This window comes from Pseudomonas marvdashtae (assembly GCF_014268655.2).
GTDB classification, from domain to species: Bacteria; Pseudomonadota; Gammaproteobacteria; order Pseudomonadales; family Pseudomonadaceae; genus Aquipseudomonas; species Aquipseudomonas marvdashtae.
Genome location: NZ_JABWQX020000001.1, coordinates 781,874 through 807,823 on the forward strand (window position 1 = coordinate 781,874; position 25,950 = coordinate 807,823).

Consider the following 25,950-nt stretch of genomic DNA (forward strand, 5'->3'; position numbering starts at 1 on the left):
GCATACTGGCGGCATTCACTGTCGTCATCGAAGGAACCTGTATGCAGCTGGACCCCGCAAGCGGTTGGTGCGATGGCGCGCGTCATTGCCCATCGCCTAATTTCAATGCGCGCCCCGAGGGCGAAATCTCCCTGCTGGTGATCCACAACATCAGCTTGCCGCCGGCACAGTTCGCGACGGGGAAGGTGCAGGAGTTTTTCCAGAATCGCTTGGATGTCACGGAACATCCCTATTTTGCCGGTATCGCAGCGCTGCGCGTCTCGGCGCATTTCCTGATTGAACGTGACGGCGTCATCAGCCAATTTGTCTCCTGCCTGGATCGTGCCTGGCATGCGGGCGTTTCATGCTTCGAAGGGCGAGAGACGTGTAACGATTTTTCCATTGGCATCGAACTTGAAGGCACCGATGATCTGCCGTTTACCGACGCACAGTATGCCGCGCTGGTGGATCTGACCCGGCAGTTGCAGGCGGCGTTCAAGGCGATCACCGTGCCACGAATCTGCGGGCACAGCGACATCGCTCCGGGGCGCAAGACCGATCCGGGACCGGCATTCGACTGGGCGCGCTATCGCGCGGCCCTGATAGAAGGGGAAGGACAATGAGTTTTCTGGTGTTGCTGCTGGCGGTCTGGATCGAGAAGTTCTCGGCCTTGCGCCAGCGGGTCCAGCGTGATGGCGGCTGGCTGGGCGAGCTGAACAAGCTGGAGGCGAGCCCTCGCTGGGTCAACCGGCCCTGGTTGGTGCTGGTGGTCATGGTCCTGCTGCCAGTGGCGCTGCTGGCACTGTTGCTATGGGTGTTGGAGCCGGTGGCCTATGGGTTGCTGGCATTGCCGGTGCATCTGTTGGTGGTGATCTACAGTCTGGGGCGCGGCGACCTGTTGGCTGACCTGGGTCCGTTTCGCGATGCCTGGCGTCGGGAAGACCTGCAAGCGGCCACTCATGTCGCCAAGCGAGACCTGGGCATCGACGCCGACGACGGCGAGCAGTTGCTGGAACGGGTCCAAGGTCATTTGCTGTGGGAGGCTTACCAGAGTTTTTTCGCGGTCATTTTCTGGTACTTCCTGCTCGGCCCCGTGGCTGCGCTGAGCTATCGATTGCTGGCGCTGGCCGCCGACCACAGCCACAACCCCGGGGTGGCCGAGCGGGCGGCGCAACTGCGCCATGCCTTCGACTGGATGCCGGTCCGGTTGCTGGCGGCGAGTTTCGCCCTGGTGGGCAACTTCGTGGCGGTCAGCCGCGTCATGCTGCACGAATTGCTCAACTGGAACATCAGCGCCGCCGACCTTATCGACAAGGTTGGACTGGTGGCGGGCGAGATTCCGAAACCAGTCGCCGGCCCGGACGGCATCAACAGCCTGGATCGGCTCTGGGAACTGTTGCTGCGCGCTGCGGTGCTCTGGTATGCCGGCTTTGCGTTGTGGACGGTGTTGGCGTAGACGAGCCTGTTTTCCGTGGCGAGGGGATAAATCCCTCGCCACAACAGACCGCTTTCAGCCCTCTCGTTAACCTTAAGTTACAAATCTCCCTGGCGATTTAGGCTATACAGACGCAGCGCCCGCGTAGTGGCTTTCTGCTGCTTCTGCGTGCGTGCCCCATAAAAATAAAAAGCTACCGGGAGACTTCCTTGTGAAGAGTTTGCTCTGGCCCGCCGTTGCCCTGATGAATCGCCTGAGCTTCGGCATGAAGTTCAGCTTGATCAGCGTGCTGTTCCTGCTGCCGATGCTGGTGACCAACTTCTTTCTGGTGCGCGACTCCTATCGGGAGTTTCAGGGCACGCAAGTGGAGCTGCAAAGCCTCGACCTGCTGGGCAGCAGCCTGACCTTGCGTCGAGACCTGGAGACGCTGAACAACCTGGTGCAAATCAACGCCAGCTTGGGCCAGTCGGGCAAGGCCGGCGACGTGGAAGCGAAAATCACCGCCCTTGAGCAACAGGTGCTCTCGCGCCTGCAAAGCATGAACGCCATGGCCGTGGAGCCAGAGCACGTCAGCGCCTTCGATGCCAAGCGCGACGAAATGATCGCTGCCTTCAAGGTCCAGCAGGCCGAAAGCTCTCTGCAAAGCAAAAGTGCCTTGATCGGTAAATTGCTCAATAACGCGCAGATGTTTGGCCAGATCATCGCCAGTCAGGCGGGCTTGAGCAGGGACAACCAGGGCGACATTCGCCAGCTCAGCGATCTGATTATCGGCGTAACGCCCAAGGTCACTCAAATTCTGGGTGAAGGTCGCGCGTTGGGTGCTTCGTCCTTGGGGCAGGGTTTTCTCAATTCGGCGTCGAGCACCCGGTTCGACGAGTTGCTGGTGCAGATCGAAAAACTCCAGGGCGAATATGACCTGAAACTGCAGGATGCCCTGGGCTCCAGCCAGGCGGCTCGGCAGACGCTGGTCGATCAGGCCGGCGGCAGCAAAAGCACGCTCAAACAGGCCGCCGAACTGATCGAAGAACAGGTGGTGATGGCGGACACGCTGGATGCGCCTTGGCCGGCTTTTTTTGAGCAGGTCAGCGGCTTGATGGAACAGACCTATCGGTTGAATGAAGCAACGCTGGGCTTTCTCGATGTGCAGTTGCAGCATCGCCTGGAGCAGAACCGCAGCCACATGGTGCTGCAAGCCGCGGCATTGGCGGCCGTCTTCCTATCGATTTTTTATCTGTATGCCGGCTTCTACGCCTCGACGCGCACCACCCTCAAACATCTGGGCGCGATGATGGACAAGGTCGCAGCCGGCGACATGACGGTCAACTTCGTGGCCCGCAGCAAAGACGAACTGGGCGAGCTGGGTGAAGTGTTCAACGGCACGGTGGCGAAGATCCATGACCTGATCGAACAAGTCGGCCGCACCGTTGCCGAGGTTGAACGTCAGGCCGGGCAGGTGGAAGCGGTATCGGCCCAGAGCAATCAGGCCGTTGCCGGGCAGCGCAGCCAGATCGAGCTGGTCGCCACGGCGATGAACCAGATGTCTGCCACCGCCCAGGAAGTTGCCCGCAGCGCCGCCGCGGCGGTCAGCAGCGCTCACAGCGTCAACGACGAAACCCTCAGCGGGCGCGGCCTGGTGGAGTCCCAGCAAGGCAGCATCGCCCGGTTGGCCAATGAGATCGATCAGTCGGTGCAGGTCATCAATCAGCTGGCGACCGACAGCCAGGCCATCAGCCGTGTGCTGGACGTGATCAAAAGCATTGCCGAGCAGACCAACCTGTTGGCGCTCAACGCCGCTATCGAAGCGGCCCGGGCCGGAGAGCAAGGGCGCGGCTTCGCAGTGGTGGCCGATGAAGTGCGAACCCTGGCCAAGCGGACCCAGCAATCGACCGAAGAAATCGAAGCAATGATCAGCCGTCTTCACGGTGGCGTGGGCGCAGCGGTAAAAGCGATGGGCACCAGTCACGAGATGGCCAGCGGCACCGTCAGTCAGTCGGAAAAGGTCCAGCAGGCGTTGGAAAATATCCTCGGCGCGGTCGGCATGATCGTCGACCAGAACCAGCAGATCGCCGCTGCCGTGGAACAGCAAACAGCCGTGGCCCACGACATCGACCAGAACATCGTCGAAATCAACCGCGCCGGCGAACGCACCGCCGAGGGCGCGCACCAGACTGAAGACGCCAGCCGCGAACTGTCCGCCCAGGTGGTGCAGCTCAAGCAGTTGATCAATGCGTTTCGGGTGTGAAACCTAGGTAGTGCGTCTACCAGTTGAACAGTTGGCAGGCGTTAGCCGTGCTGGCCTCGGCCAGTCGCTCAGGGCTGATATTCATGATCCCCGCCAGCGCCTCGCAAATCGCTGGCAAATGCGCCGGGCTGTTGCGCTGGCCGGGGAACATCGCCGGCGCCATGTCTGGTGAGTCGGTTTCCAGCACCACCGCTTCGAGCGGCAGCCTTGGCAGCACCCGGTGCATGCGCAGGGCCTGGGGCCAGGTGGCGGCGCCGCCGAGACCGAGCTTGAAACCGAGCTTGATGTACTCGCGAGCCTCTTCGAAGCTGCCGGCGAAAGCGTGGATGATGCCGGCCCGCTCGGGACAGATACGTTTAAGCGTGGCGATCACGGCGGCGTGACTGCGGCGCACATGGATCAGCGCCGGCAGTTGAAACTCCACGGCCAGTTCCAGTTGCGCTTCGAACAGTGCTTGCTGGCGATCACGGTCCAGGGTTTGGACGTAATAGTCCAAGCCGATTTCCCCCACCGCACACAACTGCCGATGCCCGACCAGGCGGCTCAGCCACTGGCGTAACAGGGCTAAATCCTCGTGGCGATGCTGGTCAAGGTAAACCGGATGCAGGCCCAGCGCGGCGTACAAGTCCGAGTCGCTTTGCACCAGGTCCCAGACCCGCTGCCAGTTGTCCCGATACACCCCCAGCACCACCATTTGCCGGACACCCAAGGCGCGGCTTTCGGCCAGCAGCGCCGGACGATCCGCATCGAAATCGGGGAAGTCCAGGTGAGTGTGAGTGTCGATCAGTTCCATGCTTCGATCCGCGGGAGCCTTCAGCCTTGGTGGATACGCTGCTTGAATGTACGGGCAATCGCCTGTACACCGGGTTGATAGTCATTGTTTTCGATAGCTGCCAGCGCCAGCGCCAGGGCTTTTTCAGCGATCAGTTGGTGTTGTTGGGACATGGCGTTGACCGGCAGCGGCAGGAAATCCAACAGTTGCGTATCGCCAAACGTGCCCAGGCGCAGCGGCCGCGACTTGAGCGGGAAGTCATGCAGGGCGTCGAACACTCCTTGGAGCAGCACGTAGGAGGTGGTGATCAACGCGTCGGGCAAATGTCCCAGGCGCGCGAGCATTTCGTCCATAAGCTGTCGGCCGCATTCCCGACTGAAGGACTCGCCATGCTCGATCAACACCTGGCCGTCGAACCCGGCAAGCGCCTCGCGAAAACCGGCGGTCCGCTCCTGGCTGACGCTCAGTTCGGGACGTGCGCTGATCAACGCGATCTGCTGTGGGTGGGTCTCGAGCAGGCTGCGGGTCAGTTGCAGGCTGGCCTGGCGGTCATCGCTGATTACCGAGCAGAAATGCGTGGGTTCCATCACCCGGTCGATGGCGATGATAGGGATGCCCTTGGCCTGCAACTGGCGATAACTGTCGTCTTCGGCGGGCAGGCAACTGGCGACGATCAACGCATCGCAGCGCCGTGCGCGGAACAGCTGCAACAGTTGTCGCTCGCTGTCGGGCGCGTCGTCGGAGCTGGCGATCAAGAGCTGATAGCCTCGGGCGCGGGCGCCTTGTTCCAACAGCTTGGCGATGCGCGCGTAACTGGGGTTTTCCAGGTCCGGCAGGATGAAACCCAAGGTGCGGGTATGCCGGCTGCGCAGCCCGGCGGCCTGGGGGTTGGGCGTGAAGCCGTGTTCCTCGACCACCGCCCGCACCCGTTCGACGGTCGCGTTGCTGATGCGTTGCTGTTCGGCCTTGCCGTTGATGACGTAGCTGGCGGTGGTCACGGACACACCGGCAAGCTGGGCGATATCACTGAGTTTCAACCCGGTTTTTCCTTGTTTTTTCGAGTGTGTCCCGACAATGAAGGCTCATCCTACCCGATTCCCAGCAATGGTCATCCTGCGAGCCGTTTCGACAAGTTGCACTTCAAGGATGAGAGATTATCGAGTAACGTGCCAATCTTTCTAGATTAAACGTTTCAGCAAGCGTATTTTCAAGGCTCTCAGGATTTTTGGCCGCACTGCCGCGATACCGCCAAAAGCTGTCCTGCAACGCTAAGCTGATTCATTCAAAACAATACCTGGCGCCAACCGGACGCCAAAAAGGAGAAAGCATGCTCGAGCTCACTCTAGAGCAGATATCCATGGCCCAGGTGGCTGTGGATAAAGACGCCGCGCTGCAATTGCTCGCTGACAAACTGGTGGCCGATGGCTTGGTAGCCGAGGGCTATCTTGCCGGGTTGCAGGCCCGCGAGGCCCAGGGCTCGACCTTTCTTGGCCAAGGTATTGCAATCCCCCACGGTACCCCGCAAACCCGCGACCTGGTGTATTCGACTGGCGTGCGCTTGCTGCAATTTCCCGAGGGCGTGGATTGGGGTGACGGTCAGATCGTTTACCTGGCCATTGGCATTGCGGCCAAATCCGATGAACACCTGCGCCTGCTGCAACTGTTGACCCGCGCCCTCGGCGAGACCGACCTGGGCCAGGCTTTGCGCCGCGCCGGCTCCGCCGAAGCCTTGTTGAAGCTCTTGCAAGGTGCGCCGCAGGAACTGGCGCTGGACGCGCAAATGATCGGTCTTGGCGTGTCGGCCGACGATTTCGAAGAACTGGTGTGGCGTGGCGCTCGCCTGTTGCGCCAGGCCGATTGCGTGAGCAACGGTTTTGCCGGTGTGTTGCAGCAGGTCGAGGCGCTGCCATTGGGCGACGGCCTGTGGTGGTTGCACAGCGAACAGACCGTCAAGCGTCCGGGCCTGGCCTTCGTCACGCCGGACAAACCGATCCGCTACCTCGGCCAGCCCCTGAGTGGATTGTTCTGCCTGGCCAGCCTCGGCGAGGCCCACCAGGCCTTGCTGGAAAGACTCTGCGCTTTGCTGATCGAAGGTCGTGGCCATGAACTGGGCCGTGCCACCAGCAGCCGCAAGGTCCTGGAAGTGCTCGGCGGCGAGTTGCCCGCCGACTGGCCCAGCGCACGCATCGGCCTGGCCAATGCCCACGGGTTGCACGCGCGTCCGGCGAAAATTCTCGCGCAGTTGGCGAAAAGCTTCGAAGGCGAGATCCGTGTGCGCATCGTCGACGGCCAGGACAGCGCCGTGTCGGCCAAGAGCCTGAGCAAATTGCTGAGTCTGGGCGCCCGTCGCGGCCAGGTCCTGGAATTCATCGCCGAGCCGAGCATTGCCGCCGATGCGTTGCCGGCGCTGCTGGCAGCCATCGAAGAAGGCCTGGGTGAAGAGGTCGAGCCGCTGCCGCCTCCGAGCGCGCCGCGAGAGACGCCCATGGCTGAAATCGCCAGCGTGATGCTCGCGCCGGAACCCGGGAGCTTGATCCAGGCTGTCGCCGCCGCACCGGGTATCGCCATCGGCCCGGCTCATATTCAAGTGTTGCAAGACATCGACTACCCGCTGCGCGGCGAGTCACCGGCCATCGAGCGCGAACGGCTGCAAAAAGCCTTGAGCCAGGTTCGCCGCGACATCGAAGGCTTGATCGAACGCGCGAAGGCCAAGGCCATCCGCGAGATCTTCATCACTCACCAGGAAATGCTCGACGACCCGGAACTGACCGACGAAGTCGACACCCGCTTGAAGCTCGGTGAGAGCGCGCAAGCGGCGTGGATGGGCGTGATCGAAGCCGCGGCGAAAGAGCAGGAAGCCTTGCAGGATGCGTTGCTTGCCGAGCGTGCGGCCGATTTGCGCGACGTTGGCCGTCGTGTTCTGGCGCAACTGTGCGGACTCGAGACGCCGCCGGAACCCGAACAACCCTACATCCTGGTGATGGACGAGGTCGGCCCGTCCGATGTGGCTCGCCTGGACCCGGCCCGCGTGGCGGGGATTCTCACCGCCCGTGGCGGCGCCACTGCCCATAGCGCGATTGTCGCCCGTGCGTTGGGCATCCCGGCGCTGGTGGGCGCTGGGGCCGCGGTGTTGTTGCTGGCGCCGGGCACCTCCTTGCTGCTGGACGGTCAGCGCGGTCGCCTGCACGTCGACCCGAATGCCGCCACGTTGCAGCGGGCCAAGGAAGAACGCGACACCCGCGAGCAGCGCCTCAAGGTTGCCGCCGAGCAGCGGCATCAGCCGGCGGTGACCCGTGACGGTCACGCGGTGGAGGTGTTTGCCAACATCGGCGAAAGCGCCGGCGTCACCAGCGCGGTGGAGCAGGGCGCCGAAGGCATTGGCCTGTTGCGCACCGAACTGATTTTCATGGCCCACAACGAGGCCCCGGACGAAGCGACCCAGGAAGCCGAATACCGCAAGGTGCTCGACGGCCTCGCCGGTCGGCCGCTGGTGGTACGTACCCTCGACGTGGGCGGTGACAAGCCGCTGCCGTACTGGCCCATCGCGAAAGAAGAAAACCCCTTCCTCGGCGTGCGCGGCATACGCCTGACCTTGCAGCGCCCGCACATCATGGAAGCGCAGTTGCGCGCGTTGCTGCGTTCGGCGGACAACCGTCCGCTGCGGATCATGTTCCCCATGGTCGGCAGCGTCGATGAATGGCGCCAGGCCCGGGACATGACCGAGCGCCTGCGCCTGGAAATTCCCGTGGCGGACTTGCAACTGGGGATCATGATCGAAGTGCCGTCCGCCGCGCTGCTGGCGCCGGTGCTTGCCAAGGAAGTCGATTTCTTCAGTGTCGGCACCAACGACCTGACCCAGTACACGCTGGCGATCGACCGCGGTCACCCGACCTTGTCGGCCCAGGCCGATGGCTTGCATCCGGCGGTGCTGCAATTGATCGACATCACCGTGCGGGCCGCCCATGCCCACGGCAAATGGGTGGGCGTATGCGGCGAGCTGGCCGCGGACCCGCTGGCGGTGCCGGTGCTGGTGGGCCTGGGCGTGGACGAACTGAGCGTTTCGGCCCGCAGCATTGCCGAGGTGAAGGCGCGGGTTCGCGAGCTGAGCCTGGCGCAAGTACAAACCCTGGCCCAAGAGGCATTAGCCGTGGGCAGCGCCGATGACGTGCGCGCATTAGTGGAGGCGCTGTAATGGCGAAGATTCTTACCCTGACCCTCAACCCGGCGCTCGACCTCACGGTGGAGTTGGCGCGCCTGGAACCGGGCCAGGTCAACCGCAGCGACGCCATGCACGCCCACGCCGCCGGCAAGGGTGTGAACGTGGCCCAGGTGTTGGCCGATCTCGGCCACACCCTGACGGTCAGCGGCTTTCTCGGCCAGGACAACGCCCAGGTGTTCGAGACGCTGTTCGCCCAGCGGGGCTTTGTCGATGCCTTTATCCGCGTCCCTGGCGAAACCCGCAGCAACATCAAGCTGGCCGAGCGGGACGGGCGCATCACCGATCTCAACGGCCCGGGGCCGGTGGTCGATGAAGCCGCGCAGCAAGCGTTGTTGACGCGACTGGCGCAAATCGCCCCCGGCCACGATGTGGTGGTCGTGGCGGGCAGCTTGCCCCGTGGCGTCAGCCCGCAATGGTTGCAGGCGCTGATTACGCGCTTGAAACGACTCGGCCTGAATGTGGCCCTCGACACCAGTGGCGAGGCCTTGCGCGTGGCCTTGGCGGCTGGGCCTTGGCTGATCAAGCCGAACACCGAGGAGCTGGCCGATGCGCTGGGCTGCGAGGTGGTCACGGAGTTGGCTCAAGCCCAAGCGGCCGAGCGGCTGCATGCCCAGGGCATTGAGCACGTGGTGATTTCCCACGGCGCTGACGGGGTCAACTGGTTCAGTGTCGGCGCGGCGCTGCACGCCTCGCCGCCCAAGGTCAGCGTCGCCAGCACCGTGGGCGCCGGGGATTCGTTGCTCGCCGGAATGCTGCATGGATTGCTCAGCGCCGACACCCCGGAGCAGACCCTGCGCACTGCCACGGCCATCGCCGCCATGGCGGTCACCCAGATCGGTTTTGGCATCCACGACACCGCGTTGCTGGCGTCGCTTGAACAGGGCGTGCGCGTGCGCCCCCTGACAGAACAATAAGAGGGTTCGCAAGATGAAATTAGCCATTGTGACGGCCTGCCCGAACGGCATGGTTACCAGTGTGTTGTGCGCCCGCCTGCTGGATGCGGCAGCCCAGCGCCACGGCTGGAGCACCAGCGTCGAAGTCCATGACGCCGCCCATCCGGAGCGTCAATTGTCAGCCGCCACGCTTGAAGCAGCCGAGTGGGTGTTGCTGGTCGCCAGCGGCCCGGTGGACTTGTCGCGGTTCGTTGGCAAGCGCGTGTTCCGCAGCACCCCGGCCGTGGCTTTGCAAGACGTTGATGCGGTGCTGCGGCGCGGCGCCGAAGAGGCCCGGGTGCTGGCCGAAGCCGACTTGCTCGCCGAGGAACCGCCGGCGTCGACGGAGCGCGCCCCACGCCTGGTGGCGATCACCGCTTGCCCGACCGGCGTTGCTCACACTTTCATGGCCGCCGAAGCCTTGCAGCAGGCCGCCGCCCGATTGGGCTACGACCTGCAAGTGGAAACCCAAGGCTCGGTGGGTGCGCGCAATCCCCTCAGCTCCCAGGCGATTGCCGAGGCTGACGTGGTGCTGCTGGCCACCGATATCGAAGTCGCCACCGAGCGCTTCGCCGGCAAGAGAATCTACCGCTGCGGCACCGGTATCGCCTTGAAACAGGCCGAAGCCACGTTGCAAAAAGCCTTGGCCGAAGCCCAACAGGAAACCGCTGCGAGTGGCGCCTCCGGGGGGCCGGCGAAGGCGGAAAAAAGCGGTGTCTACAAACACCTGCTGACCGGCGTGTCGTTCATGCTGCCGATGGTAGTGGCCGGTGGCTTGATGATCGCCTTGTCGTTCGTGTTCGGCATCGAGGCCTTCAAGGAACCAGGTAGCCTCGCGGCGGCGCTGATGCAGATCGGCGGCGACACCGCGTTCAAACTGATGGTGCCGCTGCTGGCGGGCTACATTGCCTATTCCATTGCCGACCGGCCGGGCCTGGCGCCAGGGATGATCGGCGGGATGCTCGCAAGCACCCTCGGCGCTGGCTTCATTGGCGGGATCATTGCCGGCTTCCTGGCTGGTTATGCGGCCAAGGCGATCAACCGCTACGCGCGCCTGCCCCAGAGCCTGGAAGCGCTCAAGCCGATCCTGATCATTCCGTTGCTGGCGAGCCTGTTCACCGGCCTGGTGATGATTTACATCGTCGGCAAACCGGTGGCGGGCATGCTTGAAGGCCTGACCCACTTCCTCGACAGCATGGGCACCACCAACGCGATCCTCTTGGGCGTGCTGCTGGGGGCGATGATGTGCGTCGACCTTGGCGGGCCGATCAATAAGGCTGCCTATGCGTTTTCGGTGGGGTTGCTGGCGTCGCAAAGTTACGCACCGATGGCCGCGACCATGGCCGCCGGCATGGTGCCGCCAATTGGCCTGGGCATCGCCACGTTCATCGCCCGCCGCAAGTTCGCCAAGACCGAGCGCGAGGCTGGTAAAGCGGCGTTGGTGCTGGGGCTGTGCTTCATTTCCGAAGGGGCGATTCCGTTCGCCGCCAAGGATCCGTTGCGAGTGATCCCGGCCAGCATCGCCGGTGGCGCGTTGACCGGTGCGCTGTCGATGTATTTCGGCTGCAAGCTCATGGCGCCCCACGGCGGGTTGTTCGTGATGCTGATCCCCAACGCCATCAACCATGCGTTGCTGTACTTGCTGGCGATCGTCGCGGGCAGTCTGGTGACGGCGGTGGCGTACGCGCTGCTCAAGCGGCCGGAAGTGGTAGAGATGGCGATGGAGCCGGCCAAGGCCTGAACCAACTATCCGCGTGGGGGCGGGCGGGCAAGCCGCTCCCGCCTCTCCTCACCTCTGTCACATCCGATTCACACAGCCATGCTTAAGTTTTTCCATTTGGGAGAAACTTCATGAGCGAATTCGACCTGGGCCGTCGCCGAGTGATGCAAGCCGTGGGCGCGGGGTTGTTGTTGCCCGGATTGGCGCCGGCGGTGATAGCGTCGGTCAAGGATCGACCATTACTCACCGACGGCGTGCAGTCCGGCGACTTGCAGGGCGACCGGGCGATGATCTGGAGTCGCAGCGATCGTCCCTCGCGGATGGTGGTGGAATGGGACACCCGTAGCCGGTTTTCCAATCCTCGACGCTTTGTCTCGCCGGTGGCTGACAGCCGCAGCGATTTCACCGCTCGGGTCGAACTCACCGGCCTGCCGGCCGACCAGGCGATTTTCTATCGGGTGCATTTCGAAGACGCCCAAAGCGGCGTGGCCAGCGAGCCCTGGCTCGGTCATCTGCGCAGCGTGCCGCAGCTCAAGCGCAACATCCGTTTTGTCTGGAGCGGCGATACCGTCGGCCAGGGCTTCGGCATCAACCCGGACATTGGCGGCATGCGCATCTACGAAGCCATGCGCCTGCGCCTGCCAGATTTTTTTATCCACAGCGGCGACACCATCTACGCCGACGGCCCGGTGCCTGCGCAGCTTACCGCCGAGGACGGGCGTATCTGGCGCAACCTCACCACCGAGGCCAAGAGCAAGGTGGCCGAGACGCTGGACGAGTATCGCGGCAACTACCGCTACAACCTGATGGACGAAAACGTGCGCCGCTTCAACGCCGAAGTGCCGCAGATCTGGCAGTGGGACGATCACGAGGTGGTCAATAACTGGTCGCCCGGCAAGCAACTGGACGAGCGCTACCAGACAAAGGATATCCACAGCCTGGTAGGTCGTGCGCGGCAAGCGTGGCTGGAATACGCGCCGATGCGCTTGCAAAAAGGCGATGGCGCAGCACGTATCTACCGCAAGCTCGGTTATGGGCCGATGCTGGATGTATTTGTGCTGGACATGCGCAGCTACCGTGAAGCCAATGATGCCAATCTCGGCGCGGCCAAACCTTTCCTCGGCCGTGAGCAACTGGATTGGCTCAAGCGTGAACTGAAGCAATCCCGGGCGCAGTGGAAAGTCATCGCCGCCGACATGCCCATCGGCCTCGGCGTGCCGGATGGCGAGGTCAGCCCTGGCGTGCCGCGCTGGGAAGCGGTCGCCAACGGTGACCCGGGCGCTGCCCAGGGGCGCGAGGTGGAAATTGCCGAGTTGCTCGGCTACTTGCGCAAACATCAGGTGCGCAATTACGTCTGGCTCACGGCCGATGTCCATTATTGCGCCGCCCATCACTACCACCCCGAACATGCCGCGTTCCAGGATTTCGAACCGTTCTGGGAGTTTGTCGCGGGGCCGCTGAATGCCGGCAGTTTCGGGCCTAACACCCTGGACAAGACCTTCGGCCCTGAAGTGGTCTTCCAGAAAGCTCCGCCGGCCCAGAACACTTCGCCGTTTGCGGGGTATCAGTTTTTCGGCGAGGTGAACATCGACGGGCAGAGCGGGGAGATGAGCGTGGTCTTGCGGGATTTGGAAGGGACGGCGGTGTTCGAGAAAAAGTTGCAGCCGGTTTGAGTGCACTGATCGTTCCCACGGGCGCGTGGGAGCGATCAGTAAACCACGTCAGTAGACGTCCCGCCGATACCGACCCTGTTCGATCAGCCGTTCCACTTCCTCGCGCCTCAGCACCAGGTTGAGCACATGATCGACCCCCGAGGCCATTCCTTTCAGGCTGCCGCACACGTAGATCACCGCGCCGTCGGCCAGCCATTGCTTGAGCAGCGCCGCCGATTCCAGCAGGCGGTCCTGGACGTAGATTTTCCGTTCCTGATCCCGTGAGAACGCCAGGTCAAGGCGTTCCAGATCGCCGGAGGTTACCCATTCCTGCAGCTCATCGCGGCAGTGGAAATCGTGCTCGCGGTTGCGCTCGCCAAACAACAGCCAGTTGCGCTGCATGCCTTCGGCGACGCGGGCCTTGAGCAAGCTGCGCAGGCCCGCCAGGCCGGTGCCGTTGCCCAGCAGAATCATCGGCACGCCTTGGGGCGGCAAATGGAAGCTGCTGTTGCGCCGCACCCGCAGGCTGATGGCGCTGCCCAACGGTGCATGTTCGGTGAGCCAGCCGGAGCCGACGCCCAGGCTGCCATCGCCATGGCGTTCCTGGCGCACGATCAGCTCCAGTACACCGTCGGCCGGGATCGATGCGATGGAGTATTCGCGCATGCCGAGAGGCGCCAACGCGTCCACCAGGGCTTGGGCGTGCAAGCCCACCAGATGGGTGCGATTTTCCGGCAGTTGGCGCGTCGCGAGGGCTTGTTCGAGCGTCTGCTGCAAACCATCGACCTGCACCCGAGCGAGCCCGGCGATGCCCAGGCCATCGAGGAAATGTTCGATGGCCCACGGCTCGTTGCGTGGCAGGACTTCCACCAGGTCGCCGGCCAGCCAACTGCTCGGGCTGGGGGCGGTGAGGCCCAGCAGGTAGACGCCCGAACCACTGCTGTCGGGATTGAGCAGGGTGCGTTGGCTGAGGGTCCAGTTCTCGAAGCTCGGTGGCTGCCAGGTATTCGCCGGGGCCTGGCCGGTCAATTCGGCCAGTTGCTGTTGCCAATGACGCAAGGCGTAAGGGTCGCCGCTGTCGACTTCCACCGGCGCGAACAACGTCTTGCCGCCGTGTTCCGCCAGCCAGGCGTGCAGGCGCCGGGCGAAGCCGCAGAAGTTTTCATATTGCCGGTCGCCCAGGCCCAGCACCGAGTACTGCAGGCTTTCCAGGCTCAGGGCGCGGCCCAGCACCTTGCGCTCGAAACCGCGGGCGCTGTCGGGGCCCTCGCCGTCGCCAAACGTGCTGACCACGAACAAGGCGCGGGTGGAAGTGCTCAGGTCCTGTTCGCTGACGCCGGCCAGCGGCCGGACCTTTACCGGCAACCCGGCGGCCTGCAGTTGGCCGGCAGTCTGCCAGGCCAGTTGTTCGGCGAAACCGCTCTGGCTGGCGAAGCCGATCAGCCACGCCGGGGCATCGCCGGGAGGGCTGGCGAGCGCTTGGCGAGCCTGCCGGACCTGGCGTTTTTTGCGCCGACGGTCCAGGTACAGCAACCAGCCGGTGATGAAAAACAGCGGCATGGCCAGGGCGGCGACGGTCACCAGAATCCGTCCAACCAGGCCGAAATAGCTGCCGACATGCAGCGCATAGATGCTGGTCAGCAGTTGCGCCTTGAAGCTTTTATCGCTGTAGCGGCTGTGACGGCTGATCACACCGGTGGCCGGGTCGAGCATGATCTGGTTCAGCGCCCGGTCGTGGGGTGAGTTCTTCAGCAGATAGAACACTGTCGCCGGTTCACCCGCCACCGGCGGCATGCGCACGTTATACGCGGACAGGCCGGGACCGGCGGCGCTGTAGATGCTGCTCCACATCGCCCGATAATCGGCGATCGGCGCCGGGCCGCTCGGTGCGGGACCACGGGTGCGCACGCGCTCTTCGTTGGGCGAGTCGGAGAGCAGGCGGGTCACGCCTTTGATGTACCACTCGTAGGACCAGGTCAGCCCGGTCAGTGCGGCCAATAGATAAAAGACCAGGCACCAGGTGCCCGCAACCGAATGCAGGTCCCAGTTGAAGCTGCGGCCCTTCTTCGCCCAATCGAGGGTCAGCCAGGCGCGCCAGTTTTTCCACTGGCGCGGCCAGCGCAGGTACAGCCCGGACAGGCAGAAGAACACCAGGATCAGGGTACAGGCGCCAGTGATCTGCCGGCCGATGTCGTCCAGAGTCAGGACCCGGTGCAGCCTGAGCATCAGGCCGAAGAAGTCCTGGCCCACCACTTCGCCCATGAACTGCGCGTTGTAGGGATTGAAGTAGCGAATCGGCCCGCGTTTCTCTCCGGGCGGGGCCGTGAAAATCGCCCGCGCGGCGTTGCCGCTGTCGGTCTCGACCCAGAGCATGGCGACGGTCTTGCCGGTCGCGGCTTCAATTTGTTCCACCAGCTCGGCGGGCGGCAGCACGCCAGCCGGTTGCTTCTCAACCGTCAAAACCTGAGGATTCAGCGCCCGCAGGATCTCGTCCTGGAACGACACCATCGCACCGGTAACGCCCATCAACGCCAGGACCAGCCCGGCACTGATGCCGAAGAACCAGTGCAACTGGAACAGGGATTTCTTCAACACGTCGCCCGCCTTGTTCATTCGTTACATTCATCACGGCGTGCATTATGCCGTGTGTTATCGAGAACCATTCATAAACACACCAAAAAGTCCCGGTACATTTGCGCGAGCGGTTTTTTTGCCTACCGCTTTCCCTGTGGCGAGGGAGCTTGCTCCCGCTCGGCTGCGCAGCAGTCGTCACCCAAGAAGGGGGGCGCTTTGCGGCCCAGCGGGAGCAAGCTCCCTCGCCACAGGAATCGGGGCTGGCTTAGAAGTGAAAGTTGGTGCCCAGCAAAGCGCTGCGCAGTGCGAATCATGCTGAACTACGCACCATGGCCTGTGCCTATCGGCGTTGATCGCTCAGTTGACCGGCGGTCACAATTACCGTAACTCGACCTGCCGTCTGTCTTTTTTCGCTGAGAAATTTTGCGGCGATAAAAGCAGGCGGTTTCCGGTTTTAGAATTTTAATAAGTCGAGTCAGATGATTTGCTCTTTGGCGTGTCTGGGTGTTTTGTTTGTTAATACTTGAGGTGTTGTGAGGTGTCGCAGCAATGCCCTAGAGTCTTCTTGCTCGCTGTGGTAATTGATGTAATAAATAATGATTAACTTAATGACAGGAAGTCTATGATGGGATTCAAATTGGAAGATGAGGTTGTCGAGGCGGCCGTCGACGCGCCAAAAGTGTTTGTTGAAGCGTCTCTGGGTGAGGATGGCCAGTACAACAGGGAACCGGGAATTCAACTGACCAAGGAGCAGATCATCAGCCTGAGGAAGTATGAAGTGCTGGGGTTGTCGCTTCCTTATCGAATAAATGATGTGGTGGCTTACTTGAATTACGGGGCTGGAGATACAGGCGGTCCAGGATTGCGGGCCATGGATTTTTTGGACACGTTCACCGCTACGTATGATCATGCCCGGCGTTGGTCGCCGCTGCGTGAACAAATTCAGCTGACAGGAGCTGAGTTGGAAGGTTTTGCTAATGTCATCATTCAGTACGGTGACTCGCTTGATGAAGTCTATCGCGAACATAAGTCTTCAGGGTACTTGGAAGAGCATGATATCAATACGGTTGAAGATTATCTTAGGCTCCAACTTGACCTTCCCCATCTGCCGCGGGTGGAACTGTCGTCGGGTGATACTCAGGATATAGAGTACTATCTTAACCAGATACTCATTGGGGTTAGATCCCGACAGGCGCGGGCGCAAGCTGTACGGTCGGCGTTGGACAGTTTCGGAACCGACATGCGGGAATTGGTTTTGCCTAAAATAAAAGTGCGCCTGAAAGCAGTCAGTGAGAACACTTATGAGAAGCAGGTCCAAGACATACAAGAAGAAATCGACCAGCGTGCCGATGAGATTGATGAACTCAATAAACAATACGCCGATATGGTTAAGGAGGCTATCGTCGCTGCAGCGACCCTGAATATCGGTGGACTGATCTTAGGTATCTACCAAGGCGTGCAGGCAGAAAAATTACGCAAGCGGCGTAACGAGCTCAAGGATGCTCAAGATGGTGCTATTCAGAAACTTGGCAGTAAAAATCAGACGCTCAGTTCTTTGAATCGAGTACGAGGTGATCTTCAAAATCTAAGCAGTGTCACGATTGAGGCTGAAGCAGCGACGCAGAACCTGATGTTGGTCTGGAGTGCGCTTAGCCAATACATCGAAGATTCTCTTAACCAAGTCGATAAGGTGCGAGATGCGCCGACCCTGAGGTCATTCAACAATACTCTAAAAGCAGTGGTCAGGCCTTGGAGGCAAGATATTAGCCTTGCTTCCAAGGCCCTGAACGCAATTTTTGAAGAGGCTCAACGGGAAATTGATGCCGATAATTTTATCAAAGGAAGGATGACGGAAATGTATTCGATATCGGACGACTTGGACTATCCGAGTGTAAATATTACGGCGATGGTTGGTTATAATTCAGACGTTCAACGCTTCAGGACGCAGACGCAGCACCTTGCTGATCGGCATGATTATTTGCCAGACGTGGTGGATAGGATGATTAAGCTGGCGACCGCTATCAATGGTAAGACGTACGCTCTACGCGTCAGCACACAGACGGCAAAAATTGCCCTGGAAGCTGCAGACGAGGCTCTCAAAGACTATCAAGAGGAGTTTGAAGATGCAGACACGGACGGCCTTAAGCAGGAAATCCGGGCGGACATGGAGAAGAGTCTTCGTGAGGTATTTCGTAAAATAAGCGAGCAAGCCATTGAGCTGAAAGAGATTCAACTTAATCTCAGCGTGCGCTACGACAGGGACGCATCAAAGCAGTGGGTGATTGCGTTGGAGAAGGATCGGGAATTTGCAGAAGAACAAAAAAATCGAGCTGAAGCTAAACGTGCTGAATTAGTCGTACGGATGAAGGAAGTGTCCGATGCGATTGATTTGCTCGGGAGAAGTGGCATCGAGAGAATTGGTCAGGAGGCCCAGTTGACAGCTGAGCGCCTGATGGAGATGGCCTTGACGCCTCCTCAACTGCAAATTGCAGTGGAGGCTATGAAAATTCTGAAAAAAGCGATCGCTGGTTTGGGTGAAACTCTCTCCTATCTCAATATGGTTGCCGGGTACAACACTCTTACCGAGAGGGCGAGTGAGCTGAGGGTGCAAGTAGAAAACAGCAGTCGGGAGATTTCCGCGGCTCAAGGAAAAATAGACTTGGTCGAGAGTATGGATGGCTTGGACGGTGTCCGCTGGGATTACATTAAGGAATTTTCCAATGTAGTTGCTGCCTTCGAAATATTCTCAAGCGTCTTCGAGCGAGAAGAAACGCTGCCTGTCGAGGATCATGTCAGCAATGCGCGCGCCGTTATTCCCGGTATCCTTCGATATCTGCGCCCCCTATATCAGCAATAAGAGTCGACATGGAGCCGGCGTGAGCTGATCGATGTATTCATATTAACGGTGGCGGCCCGAGAGGCCGCCATCATCAAGGCATATCATGAACTCATTAAAAAGTAGTTTTACCGAGACTCAGCGCAGGACTCTAGATCGCCGCATCTATTTTCTCGATACGCTGCGCTCGGTCTTTGACAAGTTTCCGGTCGTCTTGGAGCGACGTCGCATAGCCGGTCATCAGCCTGCTACATTGGCTGCGGATACACGTTTGAACAATGCGTACTTCCATGCGAAGTATCTTTTGGCATTGGAGCAAGACGTTAATGACATTAGGGTGTCCTGCGGCGCCGATACGGAGGAGCTGAGATTGTTCACCCAGGAGGCGCTGGATATCACGGCCCAGACCTCAAGACGGCAGCTCCTCGCCGACCTGGATTTTCGACAGTTCAGTTTTTCCCGTACCGAGCGCTGGACGATAAGGCCACCAAAGAACATCGGGGACTTGGTCCATGAGTTTTACGTTCGCTTCATTACCGCCAGGAGCTCAATCAGACAGCTGGTGTACAAGTTCACCGAGCTGAACGATGAGTCGTTTGGTGTGAACGCGGTGTTTACCAGCGCCATGGATCATCGGTCCTGCCATTGTCATGCTCAACCGACGCTAGCGCAGGCATTGTTCCAAGAGGTCGATACCACACCGCCCTGGGATATTGTTTATTCCTCCCGGGATGCCTCGGTCAGGGCTGCGGAATACAAGGCTGATATCGCATCCTTGTCCAGTGCTTTCGTCAATTTGAATTCACACATGAGCTTGCTGGCCCAAGCGCTGTTCCAGCGGATGCAGAGCGTAGTGGAGGAACTCGACCGAGCGATTCCCTCGCGCACCTTGGGAGAGCTGAATTTGAAATTGGATACGGCGATAACGACGCTCGACCATTGTTTGACTGAGTTAAAGGATTTTGAAACCTGGCTACGAAAATAAAAAAAAGGTCCATGATTGCATGGACCTTCTCTTTGGCTGTCGGGGGTTACACGTAAAACGACTTCAACGGCGGAAACCCATTGAACTCCACCGCGCTGTAGCTGGTGGTATAGGCCCCGGTCGACAACCAATACAGGCGATCACCGATGGCCAGGTTCAACGGCAAACCGTACTTGTAGTTTTCGTACATGATGTCGGCGCTGTCGCAGGTAGGGCCGGCGATGACCACTTCTTCCATCTCGCCTTTCTTCTCGGTCCAGATCGGGAACTTGATGGCTTCGTCCATGGTTTCGATCAGGCCGGAGAACTTGCCCACATCCGTGTACACCCAACGCTCGACGGCGGTACGGGACTTGCGCGCCACCAGCACCACTTCGCTGACCAGGATACCGGCGTTGGCGATCAGCGAACGGCCCGGTTCCAGGATGATTTCCGGCAGGTCATCGCCGAAGTCTTCCTTGAGGAAACGGATTATTTCCTCGGCGTAGGTTTCCAGGCTGTTGGTGCGGGTGATGTAGTTGGCAGGAAAACCGCCACCCATGTTGATCAATTGCAGGACGATGCCGTCTTCTTCCTTCAGGCGCTCGAAGATCACCTTGACCTTGGCGATGGCCGCGTCCCAGACGCTGATGTCGCGCTGTTGCGAGCCGACGTGGAACGAAATGCCGTACGGCACCAGGCCCAGGTCGCGGGCCAGGATCAGCAGGTCCATGGCCATGTCGGTCTGGCAGCCGAACTTGCGCGACAACGGCCAGTCAGCGGTAGTCGAGCCTTCGGTGAGGATCCGTACATAGACTTTCGAGCCCGGCGCGGCCTTGGCGATGTTGCGCAGGTCGGCTTCGGAGTCGGTGGCGTACAGGCGCACGCCCTTCTCGTAGAAGTAGCGGATGTCGCGGGATTTCTTGATGGTGTTGCCGTAGCTGATCTGCTCCGGGCCGACGCCACGGCTCATGACTTTATCCAGCTCATAGATCGAGGCGATGTCGAAGTTCGAGCCCTTTCCCTTGAGCAGGTCGATGATTTCCACCGCCGGGTTGGCCTTGACGGCGTAATAGACCTTGGCGAAGTCGAAACCGGCGCGCAGGTCGTCATAGGCCTTGGAGATCATCGCGGTGTCGATCACCACGAACGGGGTTTCCTGCTTGTCGGCGAACGCTTTCATTTTCTCGAAAGTTTCGCGCGCGAAATAATCTTCGACCTGGATCGACATACTTGGGACTCCTACTGGCAAACATCAGGATCAATGGGTGTGAGGGCAAGCAGCCCTCGTGAACGTCCTCCGTATCCCCACTTTGGTTCGCCTACTTCCCAAGGCATGTCGCCGAAAGCAAAAAAGGCCATGGGATACATGATTCCCTTGGCCTTGCTGTCTCGTCGTCAGTACTTGAGCCGGATGGATCGTTTCCAGCATGGACGTTCGGCGCGAACTTTAGGGCGTGAGGGGCCTGAGATCAACTAAAAATGTCGCGTTTTTGCACACATCCGTCGTGCGGCGCGCGACAGCTCATGATGTAACCGACCGGTGTGACAGGTTGATGTTCCCTTTGATCTGTTTCGCTGCCCTCTGGATGCAGCGCCCGCTCTTGTGGCGAGGGAGCTTGCTCCCGCTTGGGTGCGAAGCGCCCATCGCTTTTTAGGGCCGCTGCGCGACCCAGCGGGAGCAAGCTCCCTCGCCACAAAGAGCAGTCGTGCTTGGTCAGACTGAGGCAGTTTCGGCCGGCGAGACAATACTGGTCTTGCCCCCACGGGACTTGCCGGAGCTCAGGTACTCGGCAATCGATTCCTGAGTCACTTCGCCAAGGAACACCCGCTCGGCATCCATCACCGGCAGCCACGAGCGGTTGAATTCGTACATGCGCGACAACAGGATCCGCAGGTGTTCGTCATAGGCTGCGGTGGCGTTGAATTCCCGCAGGTATTGGCTGCAGGTGCCGGTCTGGCGATGCAGGTCGCGACGGCGGACATAGCCCAGGGCCTTGTTCTCGGCACAGGTGACCACCACGTAGCGACGGTCATGTTCGTCCATCAACTCCAACGCTTCACTTACCGGCGTTTCGGGGCTGACCGACGGGGCGTTGTCGGCGGCGTCTTCGGCCTTGACCAGCAACAGGCGCTTGAGCGTGCTGTCCTGGCCAACGAAGTTGCTGACGAACTCATCGGCCGGGTGCGCCAGCAACGTGTCCGGGTGATCGCACTGGATCAGCTTGCCGGCGCGGAAGATTGCAATCTTGTCCCCCAGCTTGATGGCCTCGTCGATGTCGTGGCTGACCATGATCACAGTCTTGTTCAGCGCCCGTTGCATCTCGAAGAACTCGTTCTGGATCATCTCGCGATTGATCGGGTCGACCGCGCCGAAGGGCTCGTCCATCAGCAGCAACGGCGCATCGGCGGCCAAGGCGCGGATCACGCCGATCCGCTGCTGCTGGCCACCGGACAATTCGCGCGGGTAGCGATGCAGGTACTGCTTGGGTTCGAGCTTGATCATGCTCATCAGTTCGCGGGCGCGGTCGTGGCACTTCTGCTTGTCCCAGCCAAGCAGGCGCGGGACCACGGTGATGTTTTCCTCGATGGTCATGTTCGGGAACAGGCCGATCTGCTGGATCACGTAGCCGATGTTGCGACGCAGGGTCACTTCGTCGAGGCCGGTGGTGTCCTCGCCGTTGATCAATACCTTGCCCGAGGTGGGCGGGATCAAGCGGTTGATCATCTTCAGCGTGGTGCTTTTGCCACAGCCCGACGGCCCGAGGAACACGCAGATCTCGCCTTCGTTGACGATCAGGTTCACCGAGTCCACGGCCTTGACGTCCTTGCCGTTGCTCTTGAAGGTTTTGCTGAGGTTTTGAAGTTCGATCATTTCAGTAATCCTTTGGGGGTCAGCGTACGTTGCAGCCATTGCAGAAGCAGGTCGGCGAAGATGGCCAAGAGACTGACCAGCACGGCGCCGACGATCAGCATCGACATGTCGCTGCGGCTGATGGAAGCGAGGATGAGCACGCCCAGGCCACCGGCGCCGATGGTGGCGGCGATGGTCATGACACCGATGTTCATGACCACGGCAGTGCGTACGCCGGCGAGGATCACCGGCACGGCGATGGGCAACTCGACCATGCGCAGGCGTTGGCCGAAGGTCATGCCGATGCCGCGGGCGGCTTCACGGATGCCCGGTTCGACGCCGGTCAGGGCCAGGTAGGTGTTACGCATGATCGGCAGCAGCGAATAGAGGAACACCGCGGTGATTGCCGGCATCGGGCCCAAGCCCTGGCCGAACTTGGAGTAGAACGGCAAGAGTAGGCCGAACAGCGCGATTGACGGGATCGTCAACAGCACCGTGGCGCTGGCTTGCAGAGGGCCGGCAAGCGCCGGGAAGCGGGTCATGAAAATGCCCAGCGGCACGCCGACCACAATCGCCAGGGTCACGGCGATGCCCACCAGGGTGATGTGCTGCCAGGTCAGGTGCAGCACCAGCGGCCAGTCCAGATGGGAAAAGGCGTCAAGAAAATCCATGGCTTTTCCTCCAGGTCATTGGGTTGAGAGCAGCGAATGCTGGCGCAGGAAATCGGCGGCAACGGCGGAAGGACTTTCGTGATCGACGTCCACCCGGGCGTTGAGCTGGCGCATGGTTGCGTCATCAAACAGCTCGGCCAGCGGCTTGAGTTGTGCAGCGAGTTGTGGGTGTGCGTCGAGGAATGCCTGGCGCACCACCGGCGCGGCGGTGTAGTCGGGGAAGTAGTGTTTGTCGTCTTCCAGCAACTTCAGTTTGAAGGCGTTCAGGCGACCGTCTGTGGTGTAGACCAGGCCGGCGAAGACTTGGCTGTTGCGCAGGGCGGTGTAGACCAGGCCCGCGTCCATCTGGCGGATGTTCTTGCGGGTCAGGTTCATGCCGTACTGTTCGACCATGCCGGCCAGACCGTCGGAGCGGTTGGCGAACTCGGTGTCCAGCGCCACCAGGTGATTTTCGCCGGCCTCGGCCTGCAACACCGTATTCAATTGGCTGATGGAGTTGATCTGCGGGTACTTCTTCGCGACTTTCTCCGGCAGCGCCAAGGCGTAGGTGTTGCTGAATTTCGACGGCGTCAGCCAGACCAGGCCTTTTTTCCCGTCGAGTTCTTTTACCCGGGCGTAGGACTGGGCGCTGTCGAGTTTCTCGGTGACGTGATTGTAGGCCACCAGCGACACGCCGGTGTATTCCCACAGCAGGTCCAGCTGCCCGGTTTCGTGAGCGCTGCGGGCCAGGTTGCTGCCAAGGCCGCCGGTGATCTGCGCGTCGTAGCCTTTGCTGCGCAGGTATTGGGCGGTGATTTCCGCCAGCAAGGTCTGTTCGGTAAAGACCCGTGCGCCGAGGCGGATCAATGGTTTTTCAGCTGCTTGGACAAACCCTGCCAATAGCAGGACGCAGCCCAGGATCAAGCTCAACTTCTTCATAACGATTCCTTTATCCAGCCAGGCTCAGGACGGGCGCAAGCCACGTTCCAGCCAGAGGCGGCTGGCGAGGGTCACCAGACCGTCGAGCAGCAATGCCAGCAGCGCCGTGCAAGCGGCGCCGAGCAACAATTGCGGCTGGTTGTTCAAGGCAATGCCGGGGAAGATCAGGCTGCCAAGGCTATTGGCACCGATCAGGAAAGCCAGCGGGGCGGTGCCGACGTTGATCGCCAACGCTACGCGCACGCCACCGACGATGATCGGCACGGCGTTGGGCAGTTCGACTTTCCAGAGCACTTGGCGTGGGGTCATGCCGATGCCGACGGCAGCTTCCTTGAGCGAGCCCTGGACATTTTTCAAGCCTTCGTAGGTGTTGCGCACGATGGGCAGCAGCGAGGCGAGGAACAGGGCGAAGATGGCGGGCCCGCTGCCGATACCCAGGATGCCCAGGGCGATGGCCAGCACGGCCAGGGGCGGTACGGTATTGCCGATGTTGAACACCTGCATGAAGCGTTCGGCGCGCCCGACCATGCCGGGGCGGCTGAGGGCGATGCCGGCGGGGATGCCGACGATCAGGGCCGCCAGCATGGAGGCCAATACAAGCATCAGGTGCGCTTGCAAGTAAAACAGCAGGTCGTCGCGGTAACGGTGGATCGTATCGATGCCGATCCAGTGGACCAACAAGGCCAGGAGGGCGACGACGACCGCACCCCCGATAAGCCCTTTGCCATAGCGGATAGCCACAGGCGGACTCCTTTTTTTTCAGTCGGCGCACGCTTACCCGGGCGGCAAACCATCACTGGTTGCCGGGAAAACGTTCGCGAGAAGCAGCTCTTTTCGAGGCCGGTAAAACGACGTCGAAGCGAACCATGAGCGCAGCCTCGTCAGGCTAACTTGCTGATTTTTCAGACCCTGACGGACGGCCGTAGCAAAGGGAGTGGACGTATGCACCGGTCAAAAGGTTCCCTGGGGCTTGCTCTCGGTGATCACTTCTCTTCCGTTCGGTTGACAAGATCATTCTTTTTTTTATTTCAAATAAGTATTAAGCGCTGTGAAAGTTGACAGGTGTTCGAAGGGGATCGCTTCTGTAGCGTAGATCAAGTTCTTAGCGAGATAAGCGTGAAGAAACACCGCTAATTTAGCGCCTTGTTCGTTCATGTAAGGAAACCTGAAATGAAAAGACAATTTTACATTGCGCTGTTTTTATTATTGACAGCTGGCTGTGCGACACATGAATTGGAAACGAGCACTGTGCATGAGCTGCCAGGGCAGACTGTCGACTCTCATGGCGCTGGGGTCCAAGGCGCAGGTACCGGTCCAGAAATAGCGGCCTATCTCACGGAAGCCTACAACAACGTCTTGCCCATGTGTCGCAACAACCCCTCGGCGCCGTCGTTCTTATGCACAGGGGTGACGCTACGGGCAACCCAACACTCTACGCAGTTTCATTTCTGGAATCCCAACCCGACATCCACGGGCGTTTCTTTCTCTTGGTTGCGTAAAGACGCGAAGTTCGGCAAATTGGTATTTGGCTACAATAATGGTTTTATTCTTTATCCAGAGTTCTTTAAACCGACGGGAAAGATCTCATTGGCGGTGCTGTGTTTCTTTCCAGTCGACGGCGCCACCGACCATCGACCTGACGAAGGTTGTGGCCAATACCCAAATCGCCCCAACAGCCGACCTTGCCAATCCCAAGGTATTACCACAGCCGCGCAATATATTGCCCACTTCAACGCTAACGCGGGTATGTACGGCGCATTGTGTGGCTTCGATGTTCGTGACGAGCTGAATGAACAAGGCGCCCGTGCGTTCACTGAGGGCGTGAAGGCCCTGGGGCAACTTCCAGCCTCCGCCTTTCCTGTGCAGAATGAATTCCGCATAAAAAAATGGGCGCAAAATCTTGGCCAGACCCTTCCGATTGAGGCGGTTTTTTACATCGATAATACGGGTAAGGTTGGCGCTCAATATGATCAACGGGACTTTAAAACGCAGACCGGCATTTGGATTCCCATGATCAAGATTACGCTTCCTCAAACGGCCGCCAATGACGCGAAATTTGAGTTTATTCCCGCTGATCAGGCTATCTCCTCCTGAACCGCTGGGGCTGGGCAGCGGAGAAGAAGATGTCTGATTCGTGCGTTGGGCGTGCGCTGTCAATGGAGGCGGGTCGTTAGGCTGCGCT

The 25,950-nt window shown here is 60.4% G+C and carries 18 protein-coding genes; 10 read left to right on the forward strand and 8 right to left on the reverse strand.

Annotated elements, in window-relative coordinates; genetic code table 11:
* Positions 1-41: 41 nt before the first annotated feature.
* The 3 genes from ampD (at position 42) to HU742_RS27000 (ending at position 3,656) form a co-directional block, all read left to right on the forward strand.
* Positions 42-602 (forward strand): 1,6-anhydro-N-acetylmuramyl-L-alanine amidase AmpD, encoded by a 561-nt coding sequence (gene ampD, locus HU742_RS03650; protein ID WP_186643925.1) that lies wholly within the window; start codon positions 42-44, stop codon positions 600-602.
* Complete coding sequence (ampE, locus tag HU742_RS03655; RefSeq protein ID WP_186643923.1) at positions 599-1,435, forward strand: regulatory signaling modulator protein AmpE; 837 nt, start codon at positions 599-601, stop codon at positions 1,433-1,435. Before ampD ends, ampE begins: the two co-directional genes overlap by 4 nt.
* 1,516 nt (positions 1,436-2,951) lie before the next feature.
* Positions 2,952-3,656, forward strand: a complete 705-nt coding sequence (locus HU742_RS27000) for a methyl-accepting chemotaxis protein (protein ID WP_437179889.1) — start codon at positions 2,952-2,954, stop codon at positions 3,654-3,656.
* Positions 3,657-3,672: 16 nt separating this feature from the next.
* Here HU742_RS27000 and HU742_RS03665 read toward each other — a convergent pair whose 3' ends face one another.
* Both HU742_RS03665 and cra read right to left on the reverse strand, forming a co-directional pair.
* The gene (locus HU742_RS03665; protein WP_186643919.1) at positions 3,673-4,449 is read right to left on the reverse strand and encodes a TatD family hydrolase; all 777 of its coding nucleotides are present in this window, start codon (positions 4,447-4,449) and stop codon (positions 3,673-3,675) included.
* A gap of 20 nt (positions 4,450-4,469) precedes the next feature.
* Positions 4,470-5,465: a catabolite repressor/activator gene (gene cra / locus HU742_RS03670; protein WP_186639550.1), complete on the reverse strand. Its 996-nt coding sequence runs from the start codon at positions 5,463-5,465 to the stop codon at positions 4,470-4,472.
* Between the two features lie 290 nt (positions 5,466-5,755).
* Here cra and ptsP point away from each other — a divergent pair, with 290 nt between their 5' ends.
* From ptsP to HU742_RS03690, 4 genes are all read left to right on the forward strand, one after another.
* On the forward strand, positions 5,756-8,620 hold the full coding sequence (gene ptsP, locus HU742_RS03675; RefSeq protein ID WP_186639552.1) for a phosphoenolpyruvate--protein phosphotransferase: 2,865 nt from the start codon (positions 5,756-5,758) through the stop codon (positions 8,618-8,620).
* The gene (gene pfkB, locus HU742_RS03680) at positions 8,620-9,561 is read left to right on the forward strand and encodes a 1-phosphofructokinase (RefSeq protein WP_186643917.1); all 942 of its coding nucleotides are present in this window, start codon (positions 8,620-8,622) and stop codon (positions 9,559-9,561) included. Before ptsP ends, pfkB begins: the two co-directional genes overlap by 1 nt.
* Positions 9,562-9,574: 13 nt before the next feature.
* On the forward strand, positions 9,575-11,320 hold the full coding sequence (locus tag HU742_RS03685; protein ID WP_186643915.1) for a PTS fructose-like transporter subunit IIB: 1,746 nt from the start codon (positions 9,575-9,577) through the stop codon (positions 11,318-11,320).
* 110 nt (positions 11,321-11,430) lie between these two features.
* Complete coding sequence (locus HU742_RS03690) at positions 11,431-12,972, forward strand: alkaline phosphatase D family protein (protein ID WP_186643913.1); 1,542 nt, start codon at positions 11,431-11,433, stop codon at positions 12,970-12,972.
* A 48-nt stretch (positions 12,973-13,020) separates the two neighbouring features.
* On the opposite strand, the gene HU742_RS03695 is transcribed toward HU742_RS03690, so the two are convergent.
* Complete coding sequence (locus HU742_RS03695; protein WP_186643987.1) at positions 13,021-15,546, reverse strand: PepSY domain-containing protein; 2,526 nt, start codon at positions 15,544-15,546, stop codon at positions 13,021-13,023.
* Positions 15,547-16,147: 601 nt separating this feature from the next.
* On the opposite strand from HU742_RS03695, the gene HU742_RS03700 reads away from it, so the two are divergent.
* Both HU742_RS03700 and HU742_RS03705 read left to right on the forward strand, forming a co-directional pair.
* On the forward strand, positions 16,148-18,382 hold the full coding sequence (locus tag HU742_RS03700; RefSeq protein ID WP_186639560.1) for an alpha-xenorhabdolysin family binary toxin subunit A: 2,235 nt from the start codon (positions 16,148-16,150) through the stop codon (positions 18,380-18,382).
* Positions 18,383-18,467: 85 nt separating this feature from the next.
* A complete protein-coding gene (locus HU742_RS03705) occupies positions 18,468-19,346 on the forward strand; it encodes a hypothetical protein (RefSeq protein WP_186639562.1) in 879 nt (292 codons plus the stop codon).
* 46 nt (positions 19,347-19,392) lie between these two features.
* On the opposite strand, the gene HU742_RS03710 is transcribed toward HU742_RS03705, so the two are convergent.
* From HU742_RS03710 to HU742_RS03730, 5 genes are all read right to left on the reverse strand, one after another.
* The gene (locus HU742_RS03710; protein ID WP_186639564.1) at positions 19,393-20,556 is read right to left on the reverse strand and encodes a type III PLP-dependent enzyme; all 1,164 of its coding nucleotides are present in this window, start codon (positions 20,554-20,556) and stop codon (positions 19,393-19,395) included.
* 486 nt (positions 20,557-21,042) lie between these two features.
* A complete protein-coding gene (locus HU742_RS03715) occupies positions 21,043-22,200 on the reverse strand; it encodes an osmoprotectant ABC transporter ATP-binding protein OsmV (protein ID WP_186643911.1) in 1,158 nt (385 codons plus the stop codon).
* Entirely contained in the window at positions 22,197-22,850 is a 654-nt protein-coding gene (locus HU742_RS03720; protein WP_186639568.1) for an ABC transporter permease, read from the reverse strand. Before HU742_RS03720 ends, HU742_RS03715 begins: the two co-directional genes overlap by 4 nt.
* A 15-nt stretch (positions 22,851-22,865) precedes the next feature.
* Positions 22,866-23,768 carry a glycine betaine ABC transporter substrate-binding protein gene (locus HU742_RS03725; protein ID WP_186639570.1) on the reverse strand — a complete coding sequence of 301 codons (903 nt, stop codon included), beginning with the start codon at positions 23,766-23,768 and terminating at the stop codon, positions 22,866-22,868.
* A 24-nt stretch (positions 23,769-23,792) separates the two neighbouring features.
* Complete coding sequence (locus tag HU742_RS03730) at positions 23,793-24,509, reverse strand: ABC transporter permease (protein ID WP_186612146.1); 717 nt, start codon at positions 24,507-24,509, stop codon at positions 23,793-23,795.
* Between the two features lie 429 nt (positions 24,510-24,938).
* Between HU742_RS03730 and HU742_RS03735 the strand changes: the two genes are divergently transcribed.
* The gene (locus HU742_RS03735) at positions 24,939-25,862 is read left to right on the forward strand and encodes a hypothetical protein (protein ID WP_186643909.1); all 924 of its coding nucleotides are present in this window, start codon (positions 24,939-24,941) and stop codon (positions 25,860-25,862) included.
* Positions 25,863-25,950 lie beyond the last annotated feature (88 nt).

What these genes read in the sequence shown, in the direction of transcription:
- HU742_RS03665 (WP_186643919.1), bottom strand. Translation starts at nt 4,449, where the DNA reads ATGGAACTGATCGACACTCACACTCACCTGGACTTCCCCGATTTCGAT.
- HU742_RS03710 (WP_186639564.1), bottom strand. Translation starts at nt 20,556, where the DNA reads ATGTCGATCCAGGTCGAAGATTATTTCGCGCGCGAAACTTTCGAGAAA.
- HU742_RS03690 (WP_186643913.1), top strand. Translation starts at nt 11,431, where the DNA reads ATGAGCGAATTCGACCTGGGCCGTCGCCGAGTGATGCAAGCCGTGGGC.
- ptsP (WP_186639552.1), top strand. Translation starts at nt 5,756, where the DNA reads ATGCTCGAGCTCACTCTAGAGCAGATATCCATGGCCCAGGTGGCTGTG.
- HU742_RS03715 (WP_186643911.1), bottom strand. Translation starts at nt 22,200, where the DNA reads ATGATCGAACTTCAAAACCTCAGCAAAACCTTCAAGAGCAACGGCAAG.
- HU742_RS03700 (WP_186639560.1), top strand. Translation starts at nt 16,148, where the DNA reads ATGATGGGATTCAAATTGGAAGATGAGGTTGTCGAGGCGGCCGTCGAC.
- HU742_RS03705 (WP_186639562.1), top strand. Translation starts at nt 18,468, where the DNA reads ATGAACTCATTAAAAAGTAGTTTTACCGAGACTCAGCGCAGGACTCTA.
- ampD (WP_186643925.1), top strand. Translation starts at nt 42, where the DNA reads ATGCAGCTGGACCCCGCAAGCGGTTGGTGCGATGGCGCGCGTCATTGC.
- HU742_RS03725 (WP_186639570.1), bottom strand. Translation starts at nt 23,768, where the DNA reads ATGAAGAAGTTGAGCTTGATCCTGGGCTGCGTCCTGCTATTGGCAGGG.
- HU742_RS03685 (WP_186643915.1), top strand. Translation starts at nt 9,575, where the DNA reads ATGAAATTAGCCATTGTGACGGCCTGCCCGAACGGCATGGTTACCAGT.
- pfkB (WP_186643917.1), top strand. Translation starts at nt 8,620, where the DNA reads ATGGCGAAGATTCTTACCCTGACCCTCAACCCGGCGCTCGACCTCACG.
- HU742_RS27000 (WP_437179889.1), top strand. Translation starts at nt 2,952, where the DNA reads ATGTCTGCCACCGCCCAGGAAGTTGCCCGCAGCGCCGCCGCGGCGGTC.
- HU742_RS03735 (WP_186643909.1), top strand. Translation starts at nt 24,939, where the DNA reads ATGAAAAGACAATTTTACATTGCGCTGTTTTTATTATTGACAGCTGGC.
- ampE (WP_186643923.1), top strand. Translation starts at nt 599, where the DNA reads ATGAGTTTTCTGGTGTTGCTGCTGGCGGTCTGGATCGAGAAGTTCTCG.
- HU742_RS03720 (WP_186639568.1), bottom strand. Translation starts at nt 22,850, where the DNA reads ATGGATTTTCTTGACGCCTTTTCCCATCTGGACTGGCCGCTGGTGCTG.